15 protein-coding genes and 1 riboswitch are annotated in these 16,971 nt (G+C 67.0%); all 15 genes read right to left on the bottom strand.

The annotated features are described in order from the left end of the window. Window positions 1-31: 31 nt before the first annotated feature. Complete coding sequence (gene ppc / locus ACIGKQ_RS15245; protein ID WP_396574328.1) at window positions 32-2,884, bottom strand: phosphoenolpyruvate carboxylase; 2,853 nt, start codon at window positions 2,882-2,884, stop codon at window positions 32-34. Window positions 2,885-3,057: 173 nt separating this feature from the next. After that, window positions 3,058-3,291 (bottom strand): preprotein translocase subunit SecG, encoded by a 234-nt coding sequence (gene secG / locus ACIGKQ_RS15240; RefSeq protein WP_235722058.1) that lies wholly within the window; start codon window positions 3,289-3,291, stop codon window positions 3,058-3,060. A 183-nt stretch (window positions 3,292-3,474) separates the two neighbouring features. Next, window positions 3,475-4,263, bottom strand: a complete 789-nt coding sequence (gene tpiA / locus ACIGKQ_RS15235) for a triose-phosphate isomerase (protein WP_235722361.1) — start codon at window positions 4,261-4,263, stop codon at window positions 3,475-3,477. Beyond that, window positions 4,260-5,471 carry a phosphoglycerate kinase gene (locus ACIGKQ_RS15230; RefSeq protein WP_235722059.1) on the bottom strand — a complete coding sequence of 404 codons (1,212 nt, stop codon included), beginning with the start codon at window positions 5,469-5,471 and terminating at the stop codon, window positions 4,260-4,262. Before ACIGKQ_RS15230 ends, tpiA begins: the two co-directional genes overlap by 4 nt. A 31-nt stretch (window positions 5,472-5,502) precedes the next feature. Further along, window positions 5,503-6,522: a type I glyceraldehyde-3-phosphate dehydrogenase gene (gene gap, locus ACIGKQ_RS15225; protein WP_235722060.1), complete on the bottom strand. Its 1,020-nt coding sequence runs from the start codon at window positions 6,520-6,522 to the stop codon at window positions 5,503-5,505. A gap of 162 nt (window positions 6,523-6,684) precedes the next feature. Beyond that, on the bottom strand, window positions 6,685-7,662 hold the full coding sequence (gene whiA, locus ACIGKQ_RS15220; protein WP_235722362.1) for a DNA-binding protein WhiA: 978 nt from the start codon (window positions 7,660-7,662) through the stop codon (window positions 6,685-6,687). 131 nt (window positions 7,663-7,793) lie between these two features. Beyond that, a complete protein-coding gene (yvcK, locus tag ACIGKQ_RS15215) occupies window positions 7,794-8,843 on the bottom strand; it encodes a uridine diphosphate-N-acetylglucosamine-binding protein YvcK (protein ID WP_272492736.1) in 1,050 nt (349 codons plus the stop codon). After that, on the bottom strand, window positions 8,840-9,772 hold the full coding sequence (gene rapZ, locus ACIGKQ_RS15210) for an RNase adapter RapZ (RefSeq protein WP_235722061.1): 933 nt from the start codon (window positions 9,770-9,772) through the stop codon (window positions 8,840-8,842). Before rapZ ends, yvcK begins: the two co-directional genes overlap by 4 nt. Next, entirely contained in the window at window positions 9,756-11,864 is a 2,109-nt protein-coding gene (uvrC, locus tag ACIGKQ_RS15205; protein WP_396574325.1) for an excinuclease ABC subunit UvrC, read from the bottom strand. Before uvrC ends, rapZ begins: the two co-directional genes overlap by 17 nt. Before the next feature lie 21 nt (window positions 11,865-11,885). Continuing rightward, window positions 11,886-12,374 (bottom strand): PH domain-containing protein, encoded by a 489-nt coding sequence (locus ACIGKQ_RS15200; RefSeq protein WP_235722063.1) that lies wholly within the window; start codon window positions 12,372-12,374, stop codon window positions 11,886-11,888. Beyond that, entirely contained in the window at window positions 12,371-12,859 is a 489-nt protein-coding gene (gene ribH / locus ACIGKQ_RS15195; RefSeq protein ID WP_235722064.1) for a 6,7-dimethyl-8-ribityllumazine synthase, read from the bottom strand. Before ribH ends, ACIGKQ_RS15200 begins: the two co-directional genes overlap by 4 nt. Further along, window positions 12,856-14,154 carry a bifunctional 3,4-dihydroxy-2-butanone-4-phosphate synthase/GTP cyclohydrolase II gene (locus ACIGKQ_RS15190; protein ID WP_235722364.1) on the bottom strand — a complete coding sequence of 433 codons (1,299 nt, stop codon included), beginning with the start codon at window positions 14,152-14,154 and terminating at the stop codon, window positions 12,856-12,858. The genes ribH and ACIGKQ_RS15190 overlap by 4 nt, the downstream gene beginning before the upstream one ends. A gap of 35 nt (window positions 14,155-14,189) precedes the next feature. After that, complete coding sequence (locus ACIGKQ_RS15185; RefSeq protein WP_235722065.1) at window positions 14,190-14,879, bottom strand: riboflavin synthase; 690 nt, start codon at window positions 14,877-14,879, stop codon at window positions 14,190-14,192. A 67-nt stretch (window positions 14,880-14,946) separates the two neighbouring features. Further along, window positions 14,947-15,105: riboswitch (FMN riboswitch) on the bottom strand. A gap of 91 nt (window positions 15,106-15,196) precedes the next feature. Further along, window positions 15,197-16,192 carry a bifunctional diaminohydroxyphosphoribosylaminopyrimidine deaminase/5-amino-6-(5-phosphoribosylamino)uracil reductase RibD gene (gene ribD, locus ACIGKQ_RS15180; RefSeq protein WP_328713391.1) on the bottom strand — a complete coding sequence of 332 codons (996 nt, stop codon included), beginning with the start codon at window positions 16,190-16,192 and terminating at the stop codon, window positions 15,197-15,199. Window positions 16,193-16,241: 49 nt separating this feature from the next. Then, the gene (rpe, locus tag ACIGKQ_RS15175; protein WP_396574324.1) at window positions 16,242-16,940 is read right to left on the bottom strand and encodes a ribulose-phosphate 3-epimerase; all 699 of its coding nucleotides are present in this window, start codon (window positions 16,938-16,940) and stop codon (window positions 16,242-16,244) included. Window positions 16,941-16,971: the final 31 nt, after the last annotated feature.

The following is a 16,971-nucleotide window of genomic DNA, read 5'->3' as shown; positions in this document are numbered from 1 at the left end:
AAGAATCAGTGCCCAGTCGACGGGCCGGGGACTAGCCCGAGTTGCGTAGGGCGGTGGCGAGGCCGTTCATCGTCAGCTGGATCCCGCGGCGTATCCGTGGCTCGTCGTCACCGGCACGGAACCGGCGCAGCAGCTCGATCTGCAACAAGTTGAGCGGCTCCAGATACGGGAACCGGTTGTAGACCGAGCGTTTCAGCGCCGAGTTGTCCGACAGCAGGTCCTCGGTACCGGTGATCTTCGCGCACATCGCGATGGTGCGTTCGTGTTCGTCGACGATCATTCCGAACACCGTGTCGCGTAGGTCCTCGTCCTCGACGAGCTGGGCGTAGCGGTGCGCCAGTCCCATATCGGACTTCGCGAGCACCTGCGCCATATTGGACATGACGGTGCGGAAAAACGGCCAGGTCTCGTAGTAGCGGCGCAAGGTTTCCAGGCGCTTCTCGTCGTCGCCCACCCATTGTTCGAAGGCAGAACCGGTGCCGTACCACCCGGGCAGCATCACCCGCGATTGCGTCCAGGACAGCACCCACGGGATGGCCCGCAGATCGGAGATCTTTTCGGTCTGCTTACGCGACGCCGGCCGGCTGCCGATGTTCAGCGCGCCGATCTCCGACAACGGTGTCGACGTGGTGAAGTACTCCACGAAGCCGGGCGTCTCGTGAACCAACTTGCTGTAGGCGGAACGTGCGAGGGCCGCGATCTCGTCCATGTTGCTGTAGACGTCCTCGGATTCGTCACCGAGTCCTTCCACATCGAGCAGCGACGACTCTATGGTCGCTGCCAGCAGGGTCTCCAGATTTCGTTCGGCCAGGACGGGTTCGGCGTACTTGGCCGCGATGATCTCGCCCTGCTCGGTGATTCGCAGAGAACCCTGCACGGCTCCCGGCGGTTGCGCGAGGATGGCGTCGTAACTCGGGCCACCACCGCGCCCGACGGTGCCACCACGTCCGTGGAACAGTCGCAGTCGGATTCCGGCCTTCTCGGCCGCCTCCACCAGGTCGAGTTCGCCGCGGTACAACGCCCAGTTCGCGGCCATGTACCCGCCGTCCTTGTTCGAGTCGGAGTAGCCGAGCATCACCTCCTGCATACCGGCCTGACCTTCGACGAGGTCGCGATAGAGGGGGATGTCGAGTGCCGCCAGCAGTGTCTCGGCCCCTTGCTGCAGATCCTCGATCGTCTCGAACAGCGGCACGATACGCACCGACGACGACAGCTTTCCGGTCTCCGGATCCAGATCGATCAATCCGGCTTCCTTCAGCAGGATCATCGGCTCGAGCATGTCGCTCACCGACGTACACATGCTGATGACGTAGTTCGGCACCGACTCGGGGCCGAACATATTGACGGCCTTGGCGGCTGCCCGCACGATGTCGAGTTCCTTGGTCGCGAGCTCGCTGAGCTCCGCGTCCAGTCGGGTGAGCGGACGTCGTGCGGTGAGCTCGCGTGTCAGGATCTCCACCCGTTGCGCCTCGTCGAGTGAGGCATAGTCCGGGTGCACGCCGGCCCATGCGAGCAACTCGGCAACGACCTCTTCGTGCATGTCGGAGTTCTGCCGCATGTCCAGGCCGGATAGGTTGAAACCGAAGGTACGGACCGCTTCTCGCAGCATGAGCAGGCGGTCGTCGGCGATGATGTCGTCGTGGGTGGATCGCAGCGCGGCGTCCACGATGTCCAGCTCGGCGAGCAGCTCGTCTGCGTCGGAATACGGCTCGGCCCCGTCGAGCTCGAAGAGATCCGATGCCTTCATGACCTCCTCACCGAACATGTGGACCGCGGTGGCCACGAGACGAGATCGGATCTTGCCCAAGGCGAGTCGGAACGGCTCGTCGGCAGCGGGATCGGCCCGGTCGACTCCCCCGAGTTCATAAATCCGGTCGTCGGGCGACATGAGGCGCGTCGACATGCTCAGTTCTTCGGCCAACAGGCGCAGTTCCGACAAGTGGTGACCGATGGCCGTACGCGCCGCGAGGGTGGTGGCCATCTCCACGATCTCCCCGGTGACGAAGGGATTGCCGTCGCGGTCGCCACCGATCCAGGAACCCATCCGCAGCATCGGATCGTCGTCGAGCCCGGCGTCGGGGTACGCGCTGCGCAGCGCCGCACGGACACCTGTGTTGATCTTGGGTACCACCTCGAAGAAGGAGGCGTCGTAATACCGCAGGCCGGAGCGGATCTCGTCCTTGATGTTGAGTCGCTCGAGACGGATCAGCGCCGTCTGCCACAGGGTCAGGATCTGCCGGCGGAGGCCTTCGAGCACCTCGGCCTCTTCGGCCGGCGTCAGTTCGGTCCGGCTGCGGAAACGCATGAGTTCGGTGATGCGGTTCTGAGCTTCGAACACGGTGCGGCGGCGCGTCTCGGTCGGATGAGCGGTGATGACCGGCACCACCGTCGCGTCCGCCAGCGCCTTGCCCACCTGAGCATCGGTCAGCCCGGCTTCGGCCAGCTTTGCGTAGGTTGCCGCCAGGGTGCTGTCCTGGGGCGGATCGCCCGCTCGCACATGGATGGCGCGCCGCCGTTCGCGGTGGATGTCCTCGGCGAGATTGGCCAGCAGGGCGAAGTTGCAGAACGCACGGATCACGGGCATGGCAACCGACAGGTCGACATCGGCGAACATGTCGGCGAGGGTGTCGCGATCGATCTCCGCGCGACGGATGCGGAATGCGGCGATCCGCGCGTTCTCGACCAGATCGAAGACCTCGTCGCCCGAGTGTTCGCGAACCATGTCACCCAGCAGGCCGCCGAGCAGGCGGATGTCCTCACGCAGTGGCTCGGTGAGAGCGCGGCCCTCGTCGTCGATGATGATGTGGTCGGCGATTGTCATCGTGGGACGCCACGCAGGCGCTCCGGCGGACCGAGTGGACTCAGACGAGATCGATTCGCTCATGAGGTCAGTATCCCGGTATTCACACGGTGCGTCATCTCGGGGCGCGTCGGGGCGCGTCGGCCCGGCGGCCGGTATCGGGCACCGTGGCGGGCGCGGTCAGCGCGAAAACGGCGACCCATACCTCCGCACTGATGCGGAAAGGCAGGGTCGCCGAATGTTTCGACGTCTGATCGTCAGGAAAGTTTGATGTCGACTCCGATGCCGATGATGAAGATGAACCAGATGATGCCGACGAAGACGGTCAGCCGATCCAGGTTGCGCTCGACGACGCTCGAACCGGACAGACTCGACTGCACACCGCCACCGAACAGCGACGACAAGCCACCGCCCTTACCGCGGTGCAGCAACACCAGCACCACCATCAACACGCTGGTGATGACCAATCCGATGTCGAGTGCGAGCTTCACGTGTAGTCAGTCCTGTTCGGTCGGTGCAAAGCAACTGTGGCAGGTCGCGCGGAGCGTCGAACTCCGCACAACCTGCCACAGTCTACGCGCTCGTCGCCGGTGCTCAGAGAATGGGGTGACGGGGGTCAGCGGAACCAAACCCCTGCCGCCCTCAGGAGGCCCGGAGCTTGCGAGCAGGAGCCGTCACGGCAGTGGCCCGCCGGCCGCGATGGCCGACAATGTCGCGAACTCGTCGGATTTCAGCGACGCACCGCCGACGAGGGCTCCGTCGACATCGGTCTGGCCGACGATGTCGCCGACGTTCTTCGCGTTCACCGAGCCGCCGTACAGCACCCGAACCGAATCTGCGGTCGCATCGTCCGAGATTTCGGCGAGTGCACCCCGCACGGCCGAACACACCTCCTGGGCGTCCTGCGCGCTGGCCACTCGCCCCGTGCCGATGGCCCACACCGGCTCGTACGCGATGACCACCTTGCCGACCTCCTCGGCCGACAAACCCGCCAACGACCCCTTGAGTTGGGTGACGTTGTATGCGACGTGTTCGCCCGCCTCCCGGATGTCGAGACCCTCACCGATGCACACGATCGGCGTCAGGCCGTGCTTGAGCGCCGCCTTGGTCTTGGCCAGGACGACCTCGTCGGTCTCGGCATGCATGGTGCGACGCTCGGAGTGTCCGACGACGACATAGGTGCACCCCAGCTTGGCCAGGAAGGCACCGCTGATCTCACCGGTAAACGCCCCCGAATCGTGTGCCGACAGATCCTGCGCACCATAGGTGAGCAGCAACTTGTCGCCGTCCACGACGGTCTGGACGCTCCGGATGTCGGTGAACGGCGGGATGACCGTCACATCGACCTTGTCGAAGTACTTCGCGGGCAAGGCGAACGCGATCTTCTGGACGAGCGCGATGGCCTCCAGATGATTCAGGTTCATCTTCCAGTTGCCCGCAATGAGCGGTGTACGCGCCATCAGCTCTCCAGCACTTTCAGTCCGGGCAGCTCCTTGCCCTCGAGATACTCCAGGGATGCCCCGCCACCGGTCGAGATGTGCGAGAAATCGCTGTCGGGCAGACCCAGGGTGCGCACGGCGGCCGCCGAGTCGCCGCCGCCGACGACCGTGAACGCGCCGCCCTTGGTGGTCGCCGCGATCGCTTCGGCGACCCCGCGGGTACCCGATGCGAACTTCTCGAACTCGAACACGCCCGAAGGCCCGTTCCAGAACACCGTCTCGGCTCCGGAGAGCACCGCGGTGAAACGTTTGACCGATTCGGGCCCGATGTCCAGACCCATCCACCCCTCTGGGATCTCCGTTACGGAGACCGTCTTCGCCTCGGCGTCGGCGGCGAACTTGTCGGCCACCACCACGTCGACCGGCAGCCGGATCACGTCACCGAACTGCTCGAGCAGGCCCTTGCAGGTGTCGATCTGATCTTCCTGCAGCAGCGAGTTGCCCACCGAGTGTCCCTGCGCGGCAAGGAAGGTGAACGCCATGCCGCCACCGATGACCAGGGTGTCGACCTTCGGGGCCAGCGCTTCGATGACGCCGAGCTTGTCCGACACCTTCGACCCGCCCAGGACGACCGCATACGGCCGCGCCACCTCGTGGGTCAGCTTCGACAACACGTCTACCTCGGCCGCCACGAGTTTGCCGGCGTAGTGCGGCAGGAGCTTCGCGACGTCGTACACCGACGCCTGCTTGCGATGCACCACACCGAAGCCATCGGAGACGAAGGCACCGTCGTCGCCGACCAACTCGACGAGCGCCTTGGCCAGCGCTTCCCGTTCGGTCTCGTCCTTGGAGGTCTCGCGCGGATCGAAACGCACGTTCTCCAGCAGCAGGACATCGCCGTCGGTGAGGCCTTCGGCCCGGGCGAGCGCATCGGTTCCGACCACGTCGCCGGCCAACTGCACGTTGCGGCCGAGTTCGGCGCCGAGTCGCTCGGCCACCGGGGCCAGCGAGAACTTCGGATCCGGTTCGCCCTTCGGACGACCGAGATGCGCGGTGATGATGACCTTTGCACCGGCATCGACCAGCGCCGACAAGGTCGGCAGGGAGGCCAGGATGCGGCCCGGGTCGGTGATCGTGGTTCCGTCGAGCGGAACGTTGAAATCCGACCGGACCAGCACTCCCCGACCCGAAACGCCTTCTTCCAGAAGGTCTTTCAGTGTGGGTACGCCCATGGTGGCGTTGCTCCTAGTGACTCGAGGGCGATTACAGCGACTTGCTGACGAGACCGGTCAGGTCAACCAGGCGGTTGGAGTAGCCCCACTCGTTGTCGTACCAGGAGACAGCCTTGACCTGGTTGCCGATGACCTTGGTGAGGCCGGCGTCGTAGAGCGACGAGTGCGGATCGGTGACGATGTCGCTGGAGACGATCGGCGCGTCGTAGTACTTCAGGATGCCCTTGAGCGGTCCCTCGGCAGCAGCCTTCATCGCAGCGTTGATCTCGTCGGCGGTCGCGGACTTCTCCAGGATCGCGGTGAGGTCGGTGACCGAGCCGGTCGGGATCGGCACGCGCAGGGCGTAACCGTCGAGCTTGCCGAGCAGTTCGGGCAGCACCAGGCCGATGGCCTTGGCCGCACCGGTGGAGGTCGGGACCACGTTCAGCGCGGCGGCGCGGGCGCGGCGCAAATCCTTGTGCGGGCCGTCCTGCAGGTTCTGGTCCTGGGTGTAGGCGTGCACGGTGGTCATCAGGCCGGAGACGATGCCGAACTCGTCGTTGAGCACCTTGGCGAACGGGCCGAGGCAGTTGGTGGTGCACGAGGCATTGGAGATGATGTTCTGGCTGCCGTCGTACTTGTCGTCATTGACGCCCATCACGATGGTGATGTCCTCGTTCTTGGCGGGCGCGGAGATGATGACCTTCTTGGCGCCGGCGTCGAGATGCCCCTTGGCCTTGGTGCCGTCGGTGAAGATGCCGGTCGACTCGACCACGACATCGACGCCGAGATCACCCCACGGGAGTGCCGACGGGCCCTCCTTGATCGCCATCGCCTTGATCTTCTTGTCGCCGACGACGATGGTGTCCTCACCCTCGAGGCTGACGTCCTCTGGGAGGCGGCCGAGGATGGAGTCGAACTTGAGCAGATGAGCGAGTGTCGCGTTGTCGGTCAGGTCGTTGACCGCGACGATCTCGATGTCGGTGGTACCCAAAGCCTTCTGTGCTTCCACGGCGCGGAAGAAGTTGCGGCCGATCCGGCCGAATCCGTTAACGCCTACCCGAACAGTCACTGTTGTGCTCCTTAGCGGTATTCATCATCAAGGCCTGCGGCCGCAAACGGGGGCGACATTCACGATGGTGAACATCACCCATGGCCCACCTCAGCCTAGTAGGAGGCTCACCGAACAGCATGCGATGGGTACGAATCGCCCGACACGCGGGTTCGACTGCGCTCAGGCGTCGTCGAGCAGGTCCGAGGTCACGGCCGATTCGGTGTCCGGTATGCCGTCGGTGCGGGCCTTCTTGTCCGCCATCGACAGCAATCGTCGAATGCGCCCGGCGACGGCATCCTTGGTCATCGGCGGATCGGCGAGCTGACCGAGTTCCTCCAGGGAGGCCTGCCGATGGGTGATGCGCAACTGGCCGGCGGCCACCAAGTGATCGGGCACCTCATCGCCCAGGATGTCGAGGGCCCGCTCGACCCGGGCGGCCGCCGCGACGGCGGCCCGAGCCGAACGACGCAGGTTGGCATCGTCGAAGTTGGCGAGGCGGTTGGCGGTTGCGCGGACCTCGCGACGCATGCGCCGCTCCTCCCACACCAGCCGGGTGTCGTTGGCACCCATGCGGGTCAACAACGCACCGATGGCCTCCCCGTCCCGGATGACCACCCGGTCGGCTCCGCGCACCTCACGTGCCTTCGCGGACACACCGAGCCGGCGGGCCGCGCCGACCAACGCGAGGGCCGCTTCGGGGCCGGGGCAGCTGACTTCGAGTGCTGAGGAGCGACCCGGCTCGGTCAACGAACCGTGGGCCAGGAAGGCACCGCGCCACGCGGCCTCGGCGTCGGCGACGCTGCCGCCGACGACCTGAGCCGGGAGGCCCCGGACCGGTCGGCCACGCAGGTCGAGCAGTCCGGTCTGGCGCGCCAGACCCTCACCGTCCTTGGTGACCCGCACGATGTAGCGGGCACCTTTTCGAAGACCGCCGCTACGCAACACGTGGACGTCGGAGTTGTAGCCGTACAGGTCGAAGATCTCCCGCCGCAGCCGTCGCGCGACGTTGCCGAGGTCCACCTCCGCCTCGACCACCACCCGCCCCGCCACGATGTGCAGTCCGCCGGCGAATCGCAACAGCGCCGACACCTCGGCCTTGCGGCAACTCACCTGGGTCACGGTCAGACGTGAAAGCTCATCCTTCACCGCCGCGGTCATCGCCACCGGTCCCTGCCCTCCTGTCACGGTTCTTCTGTCCGGGTCGCGCCGTGGCACGCCAGGAGCATTGAACCCATCCCCGGTGATCACTGCGTCGGCTCCGAACGCCGTCGCCGGTGCACACGACTCACTCACGATTCTTGCGCTCGGACAGCGTATCGACTCAATTCACCTTCGCACAGTTGCTTCACCAGAGTGGCGACTTTCTCCGGGTCGTGCACGTGCCGACCAGGTATTGCGAGGTCACCTACGTGCAGGCGTGCGCCGAACAACTCAGCCGCCCGGATCAGGTGATCCCGCTCACGCCCGGCGGGTACCGAGGCGGCGTCGACCACGATGTCGTCGACCTGGAACACGTCGGCGTGGGCGTGCAGCACATGGAGGTGGCGTTCCACCGAGAATCCGGTCGTCTCACCGGGTTCGGGTGCCAGGTTGACGAACAGCATCCGCCGCGCGCGGGTCTCCCGCAGCGCCCGGAGCTGCTCGGGTACCAGCACGTGCGGGATCACGCTGGAGAACCAGGACCCCGGGCCCAGCACCACCAGATCTGCCTCGCGGATCGCCTCGACGGCATCCGGGCACGCCGGCGGGTCTGCCGGGAGCAGACGGACCCGCCGGACCTTTCCGGGTGTGGTCGCGACCGCGACCTGCCCGCGGATGCACCTGCTGATGCGCGGGTCGCTCTCCAGCCCGGAGACGTCGGCCTCGATGTCGAGTGGCACCGCCGACATGGGCAGCACGCGGCCATCGATGTCGAACACGGCGACGAGCTCGTCGAGCGCCGCCACCGGATCCCCGGTGACCTCGGTCAGGCCTGCCAGCAGCAGGTTGCCGACCGGGTGACCCGCCAGAGCTCCCCGACCGCCGAATCGATGCTGGAAGATACTCGCCCACAGTTCGTGTGCCGATGGGCCGTGCGGGGTGGGTCCGTCTACCCTGTCGGCCAGCGCGGCCGGCGCAGACATCAACGCCGACAATGCCATTCGCAGATCACCAGGCGGGATGACGCCCAATTCGGCGCGCAGCCGTCCCGACGATCCACCATCGTCGGCGACGGTGACCACTGCCGTGACATCAGGGCTCAGATAGCGCATCGCCGTCAGCGTCGCGTACAGACCGTGCCCCCCGCCGAGCGCCACGATCCGCATGTCGCGCGCCGCGGGTTCCTGCGGGGCACTCATTCGCGCCCCAGATCACGATGGATCACCCGCACGTCGTAGCAAGGCGTGCCGTGCGTGTCGGTCGCCGCCGCGAGCCGACGGCCGACCTCCTCCGAGATCGCCACGCTGCGGTGTTTGCCGCCGGTGCACCCGATGCTGATCGTCATGTACCGCTTGCCTTCTCGCAGGTATCCGGGAGCCACCACCGCCACGATCTCGAGATGGAGATCCACAAAACGACCCGCACCGTCCTGACCGAGCACGTAGTCCCGGACCTCGTCATCACAACCGTTCTGCGCCCGCAGGTCGGCGATCCAATACGGGTTCGGCAGGAACCGGACGTCGGCCACGTAGTCGGAGTCGATCGGCAAACCGTACTTGAATCCGAACGACTGCACGGCCACGCTGAGGCGGTTGTCGGTGTCGTGCGGGTACACCCCCTCCACCACCTCGCGCAGTTTGGCTGCGGTCAGCGCCGATGTCTCTACGACAAGGTCGGCGGAGTTCTTGATCGGCGCCAGGATGGCGCGCTCGCGGGCGATGCCGTCGACAAGTGTCTCGCGGCCCTGCAACGGATGGCGTCGCCGCACCTGTTCGAAGCGGCGCACCAGGACATGGTCACTGGCGTCGAGGAACAGCAGCTTGGTGCGCGCGCCGGACGTTTCCAGCGACTTGCGGAGATCGTCGAGTTGACCGCCGATCTCGTCGTCGGACGCGCGGATCACCATCGCCAGGCGCGAGATCGTCGGGTCGCTCTCGCGCACCATCTCCACCATTGTCGCGATCAACGACGGCGGCACGTTGTCGGCGACGTACCACCCGTCGTCCTCGAGCACGTTTGCGGCGGTGGAACGGCCGGCCCCCGACAGACCGGCGACGAACAGGACGGTGAGGTCCGTGGCCTCTCTGCCGGTCTCGGCGGTCGGTTCGGCGTCAGGTGGGTCGATCACCGGTCGTCTCCTCCACTCGTTGCTCCGTCGATTCGCGTTGAGTTGTTGCAGCTCCCGCGCCGGCGTGCTCCGGCCCAGCAGGGTCGCGCACAGCAGGGTCTGGCCCATCGTGATCGGCCCCAGCGGGATCCGACACCGCGGGGTCGGGTGCCGCATCCTGGGCCAGTGCGGCTCGGACGGCTCGTGCGGTCGCCGACCCGATTCCCGGGACCCCCGAGATCTCCTCCAGAGACGCCTCGCGCAGGCGGGCGACCGACCCGAAATGCGTGACGAGCGCCGTGCGGCGGGTACGACCGAGCCCCGGCACACCGTCGAGAACGGATTCGGTCATGCGTTTGCTGCGCTTGCTGCGGTGGAAGGTGATCGCGAAGCGGTGCGCCTCGTCGCGCACGCGTTGGAGCAAGAACAACGCCTCGCTCGTCCGCGGCAGGATCACCGGTTCATCATCACCCGGAATCCACACCTCTTCCAGCCGTTTGGCCAGTCCGACGACCGCGACGTCGGTCACGCCGAGCTCGTCGAGCACCGTGGCGGCGGCGTGCGCCTGCGGCGCACCACCGTCGACCACGAAAAGGTTTGGTGGGTAGGCGAACTTGCGGGCGCGACCGGTATCGGGGTCCACCGCGGAGGTGATCGGACTCTCCTGATCCTGCCGATGCCGCAGGAATCGCCGTCGGGTCACCTCGGCGATCGAGGCGACGTCGTCGGAGCGGCCGTCTCCGGCAGCGTGCCGGATCGAGTAGTGCCGGTAGTCAGATTTGCGGGCGAGGCCATCCTCGAACACGACCAACGACGCCACGACGTCGGTGCCCTGCACATGGGAGATGTCGACGCACTCGATTCGCAGCGGCGCCTGGTCGAGGCCGAGTGTCTCCTGTAGCTCGGTCAGGGCGGCCGACCGCGTCGTGAGGTCGCCGGCGCGCCTGAGCTTGTGCTGCGCCAGTGCCTCGGCGGCGTTGCGCGTCACGGTGTCGAACAGCGCCTTTTTGTCACCGCGTTGCGGCACACGCAGGTCCACCCGGCTGCCCCGCAGATCCGACAACCACTGCTGGAGATCCGCGTGATCGTCGGGCAGCGCCGGGACCAGCACCTCGCGCGGGATCGACTCGCCGTGCGCACGGTCGTCGTCGATCTCGACGGTGGCGTCGAGATCGACCTGGGCACCGTAGAACTGGGTCAGGAACTGCCCGACCTCCTCACCGGCGGAATCGTCGTCGGACCGCTCGACCACCCATCCGCGTTGGCCACGGACCCGGCCATCGCGAACGTGGAAGACCTGCACCGACACCTCGAGTTGATCCCCGGACATGCCGACCACATCGGCGTCGGTACCGTCACCGAGGACCACTGCCTGCTTCTCCATCGCGCGCCGCATCGCGCCCACGTCATCACGCAGTCGAGCGGCCCGCTCGAAGTCGAGTTCGTCGGCAGCGGTGGTCATCTCACGCTCGAGTCGGCGGATCATCTGATCGGTGCGGCCGGCCAGGAAGTCGCAAAAGTCGTCGACGATCTCACGGTGCTGCTCGGCGGTCACGCGCCCGACGCACGGCGCCGCACACTTGTCGATGTACCCGAGCAGGCAGGGCCGGTCGATCTGTCGGTGGCGTTTGAAGACGCCGGTCGAACATGTGCGGGCCGGGAACACGCGGGTCAGCAGATCCACGGTCTCGCGGATGGCCCAGGCGTGCGAGTAGGGCCCGAAGTAGCGCACCCCGCGCCGTCGCGGGCCACGGTAGACGAACAACCGCGGGTACTCCTCGTTGAGGGTCACCGCGAGCACCGGGTAACTCTTGTCGTCGCGATAGCGGACGTTGAACCGGGGATCGAATTCCTTGATCCAGTTGTACTCGAGCTGCAGCGCTTCCACCTCGGTGCCGACCACGGTCCACTCGACTGCCGCGGCGGTGGTCACCATCTGGCGAGTGCGCGGATGCAGCCCGGTCAGGTCCGCGAAGTACGACGTCAGGCGCGACCGCAGATTCTTGGCCTTGCCGACGTAGATGACCCGGCCGTGTGCGTCACGGAACTTGTAGACCCCGGGTTCGGTCGAGATGCTGCCCGCGGCGGGGCGATAGGTTGACGGGTCTGCCACACAGTCCAGGCTAATCGGTGCCTACGACTGCTCGACCGGACCCATCTCGCCGCCGGAGTCCGAGCCGTAGCGCTCGGCCAACTCACGAAACGAATTCATCGCCGACACCGCGCGATCGGCGTCGGCTGCCTGCACCGCGAGAACCGGCACGTGCTCGTCGTCGGGCAGCAACAACCGTGCGGAGAAGCCCTTGTCCGGATAGGTCATGCCGCGCACCCGATCCCAGCCGAACAGGCGCTCACCCACCAGGTTGCGTACCGCGACACCCGACGGACCCACCCGCAGCCGTGGCTGGGTGAACAGCAGGATGGCGGCGGCCTCGACTACCCCGATGAGCGCGAGACCGAGCTGGTCGGAGCCACCGATGTGCACGCCGGTGTCGGAGATGGTCAGCAGCGCGGCGAAGACGATGTGGATGGCCAGCACCACCGCGGCCGCCGCGATCGCGATCCGCGGCATCCGCCGGGGACGGTAGATCAGGTCCCACTCCACGGCTGTGTCCGCACTCATCCCAGCGACTCGCCCCGAGCCAGCGCACGCAGGGTCAGCGCTGATGCGAGTGCCGCTGTGGTGGCCTGGGCGCCCTTGTCCTCTTTCGAGTCCGGCAGGCCCGCTCGGGCCAATGCCTGCTCCTCGGTGAGCGTGGTCAGCACCCCGTTGCCCACCGGCGTGGACTCATCCAACGACACCCTGGTCAACCCGGCGGTGACAGCGTCACAGACGTACTCGAAGTGGGGGGTCTCCCCCTTGATCACCACACCCAGCGCGACCACGGCGTCGTGGGTGCGTGCCAGCGCCTGCACGATGACCGGCAGTTCGATCGCCCCGGCCACCCGGACCACGGTGGGGTCGACGACGTGATGGGACTCCGCCACCCGCAGCGCGCCCTCGAGTAGTGCAGTGCAGATGGTGTCGTGCCACTGGGAGGACACTATTGCCAGCCGCAGAACACTCGCATCGGCGAGGTCGAGTGTCGGCTCACCGTGTCCGCTCACGCCGGATCCGCCTCATCGTTGCGCTCCACCCAGTCCTCCAGTCCCACCAGGTCGTGGCCCATCCGGTCGCGCTTGGTACGCAGATAGTGCAGGTTCTCGGAGTTCGCGCGGACCGGCATCGGTACCCGGTCGACGATCTGTAGTCCGTAGCCGTCGAGACCGACGCGTTTGGCCGGATTGTTGGTGAGCAGGCGCATCGAACTCACGCCGAGGTCAACCAGGATCTGCGCCCCGAGCCCGTAGTCGCGTGAGTCCGCGGGCAGCCCCAACTGCAGGTTCGCGTCCACCGTGTCCGCACCGGAGTCCTGAAGCTGGTAGGCCTGCAATTTGTGTAGCAGTCCGATGCCGCGGCCTTCATGACCACGCATGTACAGCACCACGCCGCGGCCCTCGGCAGCGACCATCTCCATCGCCGCATCGAGCTGTGGCCCGCAGTCGCAACGCAGGGAGCCGAAGACATCACCGGTCAGACACTCGGAGTGGACCCGCACCAGCACGTCGTGGCCGGCTCCGTCCGGGCCCGTGACGTCGCCCTTCACCAGCGCGACGTGTTCGACGTCGTCGTAGATACTGGAGTAGCCGACAGCGCGAAAATCACCGTGCCGGGTGGGGATCCGGGCCTCGGCGACGCGGACCACGTGCTTCTCGTGCCGCCGACGCCAGGCGATCAGGTCGGCGATCGAGATGAGGGCAAGATCGTGATCGTCGGCAAAGACCCGCAATTCGTCGGTCTGCGCCATCGACCCTTCGTCCTTCTGGCTGACGATCTCGCAGATCACGCCGGCAGGCGCGAGTCCGGCCAGCCGCGACAGGTCCACCGCGGCCTCGGTGTGGCCCGGCCGTCGCAGCACGCCCCCCTCCTTGGCGCGCAACGGCACGACGTGGCCCGGTCGCGTGAAATCAACGGCGCTGCTGGCCGGGTCGGCGAGCAACCGCATGGTGGTGGCACGGTCGGCGGCGCTGATGCCTGTGCCGATCCCCTCCCGGGCGTCCACGGTCACTGTGTAGGCGGTGCCGTGTTTGTCCTGGTTCATGGAGTACATCGGGGGCAGGCCGAGCCGATCGCAATCGTCGCCTGCCAGCGGGACGCACAGGTAACCGGAGGTGTAGCGAACCATGAAGGCGACGAGTTCGGGCGTGGCCTTCTCGGCCGCGAAGATCAGGTCACCCTCGTTCTCACGGTCCTCGTCGTCGACCACCACCACCGCCTTGCCGGCGGCGACGTCGGCGATGGCCCGCTCGACCGAGTCGAAACGCACCTTCTCACGAACCGCCGGATCTGCCGGACCCGTCATGCCCTCACCACCTACCGTTGCACTGCTGATCATGTCTACTCCGCCGCCGATCCGTCTCGTCCACCAGTGTCGCCCACCGGTTGCGCCGGCGGGGAGTGCGCCTCCTGCAGAGCGGGATGGAGACGTTCGACGTACTTGGCGATCACATCGACCTCGAGGTTCACCGGGGCGCCGACGGCCGCCGCCCCGAGGTTGGTCTCCTGCAATGTGGTGGGGATCAGCGATATCTCGAACCAGGGCCCCGAGGTTCCGGGCTCGGAGGTTGCGGGCTGGGAGATCGACGACACGGTCAGTGAGACGCCGTCGACGGTGATCGATCCCTTCTCCACGATGTAGCGCTCGAGTTGGGTGGGTACCGCGATCCGTACGACGGTCCAGTTCTGTGACGGGGTCACCGACAGGATGCGTCCCACCCCGTCCACGTGGCCCTGCACGATGTGGCCGCCGAAGCGGCCGCCGGCCGCCATCGCGCGTTCGAGGTTGACGTGGTTGCCGGCAGTCAGGTCGGCGAGCGAACTGCGACGCAACGTCTCGGCCATCACGTCCACGGTGAACTCGTCGGTCTGATGCTCCACGACGGTCAGGCACACGCCGTTGACGGCGATGGAATCGCCGAAGCCGGCGTCGCTGGTCACCAGGGGGCCTCGGACGGTGAGTCGGGCCGCGTCGGCCAGGTCGTCTCGGCGGACGATCGTGCCGAGCTCCTCGACGATGCCGGTGAACACGGTGTGTACTCCTCACAACTCGCTCGGTGCATACGGCGATGTGAGAAGGAGGGCAGGCACTGGCCGGCCCGGTTCTCTCACATCCGGACTATGACCGTCGGCTCCGGATTCACACCGGATCTGCTGTCCCTGCCGGAGGGCAGGCGCTCGCGGGCTCGGCATCCTCACGAGGTATGAGTACGCCATCACCGCCGGTGGGGAATTCCACCCCGCCCCGAGAACTCTGACATCGAAATTAGCACGCACTGACCCGCGACGGCACGCGGCGTCCCTGTGCGGCATGAGAGCGCGGACCCGTCGGCTGACGCCGGCGACGGTCAGACCGCGTCATCCGTGCGGGTCAGCCTCACGAGCACGTCATCGCCGAGGGTGTCGACCGCGGCGAGTGAGAACCGGTGCGCATCGGTCAGGGTGGTGATCCCCGGGATCTCCACCGACGCGGCGCCCCCGCCGAGCACCATGGGTGCGAGATAGGCATCGATCTCGTCGACGAGTCCCGCGGCGAGAAAAGCACCGATGATCGACGGACCGCCCTCCACCAGCACCCACAGCGCTTCGTCGAGCGCGTCGAGCACGGCCGCCGGGTCGTGGCTGCGGATGTGATGCAGGGGCGCGATACCGTCGGCGACCCGCGCACCGACCGGGATCGCGCGCCGGCCCATCACAGCTCGACTGGGCTGATGCGGGAGCAACGCCCCGTCGTCGGTGCGGGCGGTCAGCGCCGGGTCGTCGGCGAGCACTGTTCCGGTACCGACGACGATGGCGTCGAGCCGTGCTCGCTGTGCGTGCACACGCCGTCGACTCTGCTCGCCGGTGATCCAGCGACTCGTCTGGTCGGGCGCCGCGATCCTGCCGTCGATGGTGGAGGCGAGCTTGACGGTGACCAGCGGCCTGCCGTGGCGGTGACGAAACAGCCACGGCCGCAACGGCCCCGACTCCGCGGCAGCACGCTCGACGCCCGCCGCCACGGTCAGTCCCGCCGCCCGCAAGGTCGCGGCACCCCCGGCTGCCGCCGGGTTGGGATCCTCGGCCGCGAAATGCACGGCGACCACACCCGCATCGATCAAGGCTGCCGTGCAGGGTCCGGTACGTCCGGTGTGATCACAAGGTTCCAAGGTGACCACGGCGGTGGCACCTTTTGCCGCGGCGCCCGCCGCTCGCAGCGCCATCACCTCTGCGTGCGGACCGCCGGGCGGTTGGGTGTGCCCGCGTCCGACGACGGTGCCGTCGCGGTCCAGGATGACCGCACCGACAGGCGGGTTCGGCGAGCTGACACCTTGCGCGGCCGCCGATTCGTCGATCGCCATTCGCATCGCGCGAGCGATGTCGAAGTCTGTCGGCCGACGATTCGCCACCACGTCGTCAGGCGCGCGTCGTGCGCGCGGCGAGCGCCTGGTCGCGCAGCGCGGCTACGGCCGCCCCCGGGTCGTCGGCGCCGTAGACCGCTGATCCGGCGACGAAGCAGTCGATGCCCGCCTCCGCGGCCTGTTCGATGGTGTCGGCGTTGATCCCGCCGTCGATCTCGACGAGCAGGCACAGGTCCTCGGTGTCGATGACCTTGCGGATCGCCCGCGCCTTGGCGAGCACCTCGGGCATGAACTTCTGCCCACCGAAGCCCGGTTCGACGCTCATGATGAGCAGGGTGTCGAAGTCGCGGATGATCTCCAGGTACGGCTCGAGTGGTGTGCCGGGTTTGATGCTCAGCCCCGCTTTGGCGCCGGCGGCGCGGATATCCCGGGCAACCGCGAGCGGGTCGTCGGTGGCCTCGGCGTGGAACGTCACATTGTGGGCGCCGGCCTCGGCGTACGGCGGCGCCCACCGCTGCGGATTCTCGATCATCAGGTGACAGTCGAGCGGGATGTCGGTGGCCTTGAGCAGGCTCTCCACCACTGGCAGCCCCAGGGTGAGATTGGGCACGAAGTGGGCATCCATCACGTCGACGTGCAACCAGTCGGCACGGTCGGCGCCCGGCCCGCCGACGGCCTGCGCCTCGGCGGCCAGGTTGGCGAAGTCGGCGGAGAGGATGGACGGGGCGATCATCGGGGCACCGGTGGCACACATGAGCACAGATTGTAGGGCGAGCTCGGACGAC

The organism is Gordonia sp. NPDC062954, from assembly GCF_044543825.1.
GTDB lineage: Bacteria > Actinomycetota > Actinomycetes > Mycobacteriales > Mycobacteriaceae > Gordonia > Gordonia tangerina.
The sequence above is the reverse complement of the archived record's forward strand: the minus strand, read 5'-3'. Positions and strand labels throughout refer to the sequence as shown.

Coding starts and splice junctions, on each gene's coding strand:
- ACIGKQ_RS15200 (WP_235722063.1), bottom strand. CDS start 12,374: ATGAGTGCGGACACAGCCGTGGAGTGGGACCTGATCTACCGTCCCCGG.
- yvcK (WP_272492736.1), bottom strand. CDS start 8,843: ATGAGTGCCCCGCAGGAACCCGCGGCGCGCGACATGCGGATCGTGGCG.
- whiA (WP_235722362.1), bottom strand. CDS start 7,662: ATGACCGCGGCGGTGAAGGATGAGCTTTCACGTCTGACCGTGACCCAG.
- ACIGKQ_RS15230 (WP_235722059.1), bottom strand. CDS start 5,471: ATGGGCGTACCCACACTGAAAGACCTTCTGGAAGAAGGCGTTTCGGGT.
- rpe (WP_396574324.1), bottom strand. CDS start 16,940: ATGTGTGCCACCGGTGCCCCGATGATCGCCCCGTCCATCCTCTCCGCC.
- ribD (WP_328713391.1), bottom strand. CDS start 16,192: ATGCGAATGGCGATCGACGAATCGGCGGCCGCGCAAGGTGTCAGCTCG.
- ACIGKQ_RS15190 (WP_235722364.1), bottom strand. CDS start 14,154: ATGACGGGTCCGGCAGATCCGGCGGTTCGTGAGAAGGTGCGTTTCGAC.
- ppc (WP_396574328.1), bottom strand. CDS start 2,884: ATGAGCGAATCGATCTCGTCTGAGTCCACTCGGTCCGCCGGAGCGCCT.